The organism is Corallococcus sicarius (assembly GCF_003611735.1).
In the GTDB taxonomy this organism is placed as follows: domain Bacteria; phylum Myxococcota; class Myxococcia; order Myxococcales; family Myxococcaceae; genus Corallococcus; species Corallococcus sicarius.
In genome coordinates, this window is record NZ_RAWG01000428.1 from 1 (window position 1) to 6,503 (window position 6,503).

Genomic DNA, 6,503 nt, shown 5'->3' on the forward strand with positions numbered 1-6,503 from the left:
GGGCTCCTGGGGGGCATGGCCCTGGGGCTCGCGGTGGTGACGCGCTACCCGTCCGCCCTCTTCGTCCTGGGGGCGCTGGGCTGGCTCGTCGGCGCGCGCAGGTGGCGCGTGCTCGCGTTCGCCTGCGTGGGAGGTGTCGGCGTGGCGCTGGGGCTGGGGCTGCTCGACTGGCTGACCTGGGGCACGCCCTTCCACTCGTTCCTGGCCTACGTGCGCTTCAACGTCCTGTCGGGGGAGGCCGCCGCCGCGTTTGGCGCTTCCCCGCCGGAGTTCTACGCGCAGCCGCTGCTCCGGGCCGTGCCCCTGTGGGCCTGGGCCGCCGTGCCACTGTCGCTCGCATCGCTGCTCCGGTGGCGCACGTTGTCCCTGCCGCTCACGTGCGCGGCCGTCTACACCGCCGTCCTCCTGGCCACACCGCACAAGGAGGAGCGCTTCCTCTACCCGGCGCTCGTGCTGGGGCTGCTCGCGGCCGCTTCCCAGCTGGCCACGGCCCTGATGAGCATCCAGCGCCCGGGGCTCAGAGGCGTGCTGACCTTCTCCGCGCTGTGGCTGGGCTTCGTACGGACGGGCGGCTTCCCCTCCCAGGACCTGCGACGGGACCAGTTCCGCGCCATCGTCCAGGCCACCCGGGGGGACGCGACGGGGCTCCTCATCGTGAACGAGGGGCTGTGGGGCTCCGGGGGCTTCTTCTACATCGGCCGGAACATCCCCTGGCGCACCTGCGACTGGCCCCGGGACGCGGCCTTCCAGGCCTCCATGCGCGACCCCACCTTCAACCGCGCCGTCACCTTCGAGGGCCGGGCCCTGCCGGAGCTCCAGGCGGCTGGCTTCCGCGTCGCGCGCCAGGTGGGCCGCGAAACCATCCTCACCCGCGACTGAGCGGCCGGGCAGGGGAGGGGTTGCCCGCAAAGCAGAAGCGCCGATGTCCCTCGAAGGAGACATCGGCGCTTCATGACAAAACAGAACGGCCGGGACACACGCGGAAGTACGCTACCGTTGCTTCCTTCCGGACCTGGCGGGGTTCGCGCCCCCACGTTGTCCCGACCACAAAATCAGTGCTGCTAGCGCGAAGATAACAACGGAGAGGGTGGGATTCGAACCCACGATACCCTTTCGAGTATGCACGCGTTCCAGGCGTGTGCCTTCAACCGCTCGGCCACCTCTCCACGGACGATGGAGCGGAGAGCGTAGGATTCGAACCTACGGTACCGTTACCGGTACGCCTGATTTCGAGTCAGGTGCCTTCGACCACTCGGCCAGCTCTCCAAGTATTCAGTTTTCACGTCGCTTCGTGCGCAAGCGCTCGAAGAACGTCTTGAGAAGCTGGCGACTGTCCTCCGCCAGGATGCCGCTTGTGACCTGGAGCCGGTGGTTGTGCCGTGGCTCCTCTGCGAGATTGTACAGCGAGCCTACCGCACCCGCTTTCGGGTCCATCGTACCAAAGACGAGCCGCGTGACACGAGACTGAACCAGCGCCCCGGCGCACATGGCGCACGGTTCCAGCGTCACGTACAGGGTGACTCCGGAGAGGCGCCAGGCACCGCGTGCTTTCGCAGCGGCGTCCAGCGCGAGCATCTCAGCATGGGCGAAGGGGTTTCGGTCGCACTCGCGCCGGTTGAAGCCCGTGCCCACGACGTTGCCGTCCAGCACTGCTACCGCACCGACGGGTACTTCTCCGAGTGAAGCTGCTTCCCGCGCGAGCACAAGGGCCTGCTGCATGAAAGCGAGATCGTCACTCATGAGCCACGCACTGCAAAAAGAAGAAGATGGCGCTCCCTGGAGGATTCGAACCTCCGGCCTTCGGATTCGTAGTCCGACGCTCTATCCAGCTGAGCTAAGGGAGCAATTTCTTCCGGTGCTGCTTACGACAAGTGGCGGAGAGAGAGGGATTCGAACCCTCGATACCCTTACGAGTATGCAGGTTTAGCAAACCTGTGCCTTCAGCCTCTCGGCCATCTCTCCAACGTTTCTCTGTCAAAGAACCGCTAAATTCAAGCTCAAAATCGGAGGCGGTAGGATTCGAACCTACGGAAGGCTTTCACCTTCTGCGGTTTTCAAGACCGCTGCCTTCAACCGCTCGGCCACGCCTCCACACCTTGTGCCGACGGTCCCCCGCAGGCCGACTGCGCCCGTGGGGCCGCCCTTCTACATCATTTCGGTTCCGGTGCAAGTGGATGTTGGCCCCTTTTCACGCCGGGGCCCCACCACCGCGCGGACTACAGGGGGCGCAGCTCCTTGAGGCCACCCATGTACGGCACCAACGCCTCCGGGATGGCGACGCTTCCGTCCTCCCGCTGGTAGTTCTCCAGGATGGCGATGCTCGTGCGCCCCACGGCCAGCCCGCTGCCGTTGAGGGTGTGCACCATCTGCGGCTTGTCACCCTTCTGGGCGCGGAAGCGGATCTTCGCGCGGCGCGCCTGGAAGTCGCCGCAGTCCGAGCAGGACGAAATCTCCCGGTACGCGCCCTGGCCCGGCAGCCAGACCTCGATGTCGTACGTCTTGCGCGCGCCGAAGCCCATGTCCCCGGTGCACAGCAGCATCACGCGGTGGTGCAGCCCCAGGCGGCGCAGGATGTCGCACGCGTCGTCCGTCATGGCCTCCAGCTCCTCCAGGCTCTTCTCCGGAGGGGCGAACTTCACGAGTTCGACCTTGTGGAACTGGTGCTGGCGGATGAGCCCCCGCGTGTCGCGTCCCGCCGCGCCGGCCTCCGCGCGGAAGCACGGGCTGAAGGCGCAGTAGCGGATGGGCAACTGGTCGCCCTCCAGGATTTCGTCCGCGTGGTAGTTCGTGACGGGGACTTCCGCCGTGGGGATGAGGAAGCGCTCGGGCTCGCCGGACGTCTTGAACGCGTCGTCCTCGAACTTGGGCAGTTGGCCGGTGCCCATCATCGTCTCGCGCAGCACCAGGTAGGGCGGCAGCAGCTCCGTGTAGCCCTTCTGCGTGTGCACATCGATCATGAACGTGACGAGCGCACGCTCCAGCCGCGCGAGCGCGCCCTTGTAGAAGGTGAAGCGGCTGCCGGACACCTTCGCCGCGCGCTCGAAGTCGAGCATGCCCAGCGACTCGCCCAGCTCGAAGTGCTGCTTGGGCGTGAAGAGCAGGTTCGGCTTCTCACCCCAGGCCTTCACCTGGACGTTCTCCTGCTCGCTGGAGCCCACGGGCACCGACTCGTGCGGGACGTTGGGGATGAGCAGCAGGATGCGGTTGAGCTCCTCCTCGACCTCCTTGAGGCGGGTCTCCTTCTCCTTGATCTCCTGGGAGACGCCGCGCAGGTCGCCGCGCAGCTTCTCCAGCGCGGACGGGTCCTCCTTGGCCTTGCGCTTCATCTCGTCGTTGGCGGCGTTGCGGCGCGCGGCCAGCGCTTCCACGGAGATGTAGAGGTCGCGGCGCTCCAGGAAGAGCGCCTGGAAGGGGCCCAAGTCCAGGCTGCCGCCCCGCGTCTTCAGTCGGGCGACGACCGCATCGAAGTTCTGCGCAACGTTCCGGAGGTCCAGCATAGGGGCTCGCCTTGTAGTCATCCTGGGCGTGGGCCGGCAAGGCTCACCACGCCCGGCATGCTCAGGGCCGGACGCCGCCCGACCCCGGGGACTGACGTGTGCCCCGTCCGGACCCGGAGGCCCGGCCGGGGGGCAGGTCAGTGTTCGAGGTCGTAGATCTCGTCCTCGATGTCCTTCTTGTCCGCCGCGTCCGGCTTCTTCACCAGGTACTCCTTGAAGGCCGAGATGGCGTCCTTGCGCTTGTTGCGCTCCTTGTAGGCGAAGCCCAGGTAGTAGAAGGGCTGCGGGTTCTGGGGCTCCGCCGTGGTGGCCTTGCGGTACCAGTCAATGGCCTTGGCGTGCTGGGCCTGCTCCGTGAAGGCGCGCGCGACCTTGTAGTAGACGTACGTGAGCTTCGGATCCGCCTTGAGCGCCGCCTGGTAGCGGCGCACGGCGTCGTCCCAGCGCGCGGCGTTGAAGAGCGCGTCACCGATGGCGCCCATCACCCGCGTGCGCTGCGGATCCGCCTGGAGGCTGGCTTCGAAGGCGGCGATGGCGCCGTCGAAGTCGCCCTTCTCCAGGTACGCGTGGCCCAGGGCCTCGTGCGCGTCCGCGTAGTTGGGATCCAGGGCCACGGCGGCCTGCCACTGCTCGATGGCCTCCGGCAGCTTCTTCGCGTCGCGCAGGATGACGCCGTAGGCGTAGTGGTAGTCCGGGCGCTTGGGCGCGCGCTCCACCGCGCCCTTCATGCTGTCGAGCGCCTGGGTGTACTCGGAGCGCTTCGCGCGCACGAGCCCCAGGTAGTAGAGCGCCTCCGGGTTGGACGGCTCGTTGCGCAGCGCGAGCCCCAGGTTGCTCTCCGCGCCCGCCAGGTCGCCCTTCTCCAGGAGCACCGCGCCCAGGGTGATGGGGGTGGTGGTGGAGCGGGGGTCCTCCTTCTTGGCCTGCTCCAGCTCGACCACGGCCTCGTCCAGTCGGTGCATCCGCCAGAGCACGAGCCCGCGCTGCAGCCGGCCGTCCTTCAGCAGGTGCGGATCCAATTCCAGGGCGCGGTTGGCGCTCGTCTCCGCGCGAGCCGCGTCGCCGCCCAGGAGGGCCACGCGCGACAGGCCCAGGTGGGCGTCCGCCAGGTTGGGATCCAACTGGATGGCGCGGTCGAACTCCTGCTGCGCCAGCAGGCTGTTGTTCTCCGCGAGCGCCAGCTCCCCCAGGCCCGCGTGCACACCGGCGTGCTCCGGCGCCTGCTGCGCGGCGGTCTCCAGCAGGGTCCGGGCGTCCGCGTTGCGGCGCTGCCGCAGGTACAGGCGGCCCAGGTACAGGCCCGCGTCCACGAGCTTCGGATCCGCGGCGGTGGCGCGCTTGAAGTGGCCCTCCGCCTCCGCGGGCCTGTCGAGCGCGTCCTCGATGCGGCCGTAGAGGTACGCGATGCGCGCCTCGTTGGGGAAGCCCTTGCTGGCGGCCTCCACGGCGGTGAGCGCGTCCTGCATCTTGCCCGTCATCACCAGCGAGGTGATGTGGCCGTCCACGTACTCCAGGCTGTCGCTGGCCTCCGCCGCGAGCGACGTGTAGAGCGGCAGGGCGCCGTCGTAGTCACGCTGCGTGCGGAGCACCTGGGCGAGCTGGGCCTTGATGAAGGACGACTCCGGGTTGTCCTTGAGGGCTTCCTTCAGCTCGGCTTCGGCCTCCTTGGGCTTGAACTGCTGGAAGAGGGCCACGCCCTTGAGGCCGCGGGCGCGGGCGCGCTCGGCGGGCCCCAGCGCGTCCTGGAGCTTGAGGGCGCTCTCCACGGCCTGCGCTCCCTGCTCGATGTTCGCCTTGCGCACCAGCAGCTCCACCGCGGCCAGCTCCACCGCGGACGCGGCGTGCCGGGGGTCGGCCTCGAGCGCGGCGGCGTAGGCCTGGGCGGCGTCGTCCGCCTTGCCCGCCTCCTGGTACAGGTTGCCCAGCGCGTGGTGGGCCTTGGCGGACTTCGCGTCCCGCTCCAGGACCTTCTTCAGCGTGGTGATGGCGTTGGCGGTGTCCTTCTGCTGCGCGTAGGACTCCGCCAGGAGGAAGGCGAGCTCCAGGTCACCCTGGTTGCCTTCGCGGCTGTACGCGTCCTGCAGGCGGGCCTGAACCTCCGCGCCCCTGCGAGCCTGGAGCGCGAGCGCGGCGGCGGTCTTGATGACCTCCACGTTCTTCTCGCCCAACAGCTCGATGGACTCCATCCGCTGCTGGCAGGCGCTGAGGTCGGCGCGCTCACCGGCGGCGTAGCGGCGCTGCAGGTAGGCCACGGACTGGCACCACAGGGCGCGGACCTCGGGGTACTCCTTGGAGGCCAGCACCTTCGCGCTCTTGTCGCGCGCGTCCTTGTAGCTGGCGTAGGTGTCCTCCAAGAGGCCCTTGCGCGCCTCCTCCACGAGCTTCGCCTCGGGGGAGCCGGCGGAGACGTGGGCGGGGAAGAGCTTGTGGCGGCCGAAAGCTCCGTAGCGGCTGGCCTCGAAGCTCAGGCCGGTGCCCAGCACGAGCACCGAGACGCCGGCGGCCACCAGCACGGGGACGCGCTTCTTCCACTTGAGCTCGGAGGCGCTGCGGTCCACGACGGACACCGCGGCCATGCGGCCTTCGTAGAGCTGGCGCAGCCGCTCCATGCTGGCCTGACCGCTCGCGGGCTCCGCGCTGCCCGGGTCCGCGTTGACGGTGTTGGGCGAGGTCGCCAGGGGGACCGCCTTGGACGGGCCCTCCATCAGGCGCTGGATGGCGGTGGCGAAGATGGGCACCGTGCCGATGGCGGACCAGCTCTCCGAGTCGGGCGAGACGTCCTCGTTGCCGAGGAGCTGGCCGTCCTCGAGCATCTTGACGATGACGCCTTCCTCGAACGGGCCGAACATCTTCCCGGAGCGGCGGCGCACGTGGAAGCGCTTCACCGGCACGCGGCCGCCGGTGTCCTTGCCGGCGGTGTCGTCGATGAAGCTGAGCATCTCCAGGCCGTCCGCGGGGCCCGAGGCGGGCGGGGGCGGCAGCGGCGCGGAGAGGTCCGCTTCCAGG

At 68.8% G+C, this 6,503-nt stretch carries 3 protein-coding genes, 5 tRNA genes, 1 other RNA gene and 1 pseudogene; 1 reads left to right on the forward strand and 9 read right to left on the reverse strand.

Annotated features, from left to right (window positions below; genetic code table 11):
• A pseudogene (locus D7X12_RS37745) lies at nt 1–879 on the forward strand (mannosyltransferase); the annotation flags it as partial.
• Between the two features lie 79 nt (nt 880–958).
• Here D7X12_RS37745 and ffs read toward each other — a convergent pair.
• From ffs to D7X12_RS37790, 9 genes are all read right to left on the reverse strand, one after another.
• Nucleotides 959–1,051: signal recognition particle sRNA small type (ffs, locus tag D7X12_RS37750), an RNA gene on the reverse strand.
• Nucleotides 1,052–1,079: 28 nt separating this feature from the next.
• A tRNA-Ser gene (locus tag D7X12_RS37755) sits at nt 1,080–1,166 on the reverse strand.
• A 13-nt stretch (nt 1,167–1,179) separates the two neighbouring features.
• Nucleotides 1,180–1,266, reverse strand: a tRNA-Ser gene (locus tag D7X12_RS37760).
• Between the two features lie 6 nt (nt 1,267–1,272).
• Nucleotides 1,273–1,740, reverse strand: a complete 468-nt coding sequence (gene tadA, locus D7X12_RS37765) for a tRNA adenosine(34) deaminase TadA (protein WP_120630024.1) — start codon at nt 1,738–1,740, stop codon at nt 1,273–1,275.
• A 27-nt stretch (nt 1,741–1,767) separates the two neighbouring features.
• A tRNA-Arg gene (locus D7X12_RS37770) sits at nt 1,768–1,844 on the reverse strand.
• Between the two features lie 28 nt (nt 1,845–1,872).
• Nucleotides 1,873–1,962: transfer RNA gene (locus D7X12_RS37775), tRNA-Ser, on the reverse strand.
• Between the two features lie 42 nt (nt 1,963–2,004).
• Nucleotides 2,005–2,091 (reverse strand) — tRNA-Ser (locus D7X12_RS37780).
• 125 nt (nt 2,092–2,216) lie between these two features.
• Entirely contained in the window at nt 2,217–3,497 is a 1,281-nt protein-coding gene (gene serS / locus D7X12_RS37785; RefSeq protein WP_120630025.1) for a serine--tRNA ligase, read from the reverse strand.
• 137 nt (nt 3,498–3,634) lie between these two features.
• Nucleotides 3,635–6,503, reverse strand: a 2,869-nt coding sequence (locus tag D7X12_RS37790) for a tetratricopeptide repeat protein (protein WP_120630026.1), incomplete at its 5' end; no start/stop codon positions are given.

Coding starts and splice junctions, on each gene's coding strand:
- tadA (WP_120630024.1), bottom strand. CDS start 1,740: ATGAGTGACGATCTCGCTTTCATGCAGCAGGCCCTTGTGCTCGCGCGG.
- serS (WP_120630025.1), bottom strand. CDS start 3,497: ATGCTGGACCTCCGGAACGTTGCGCAGAACTTCGATGCGGTCGTCGCC.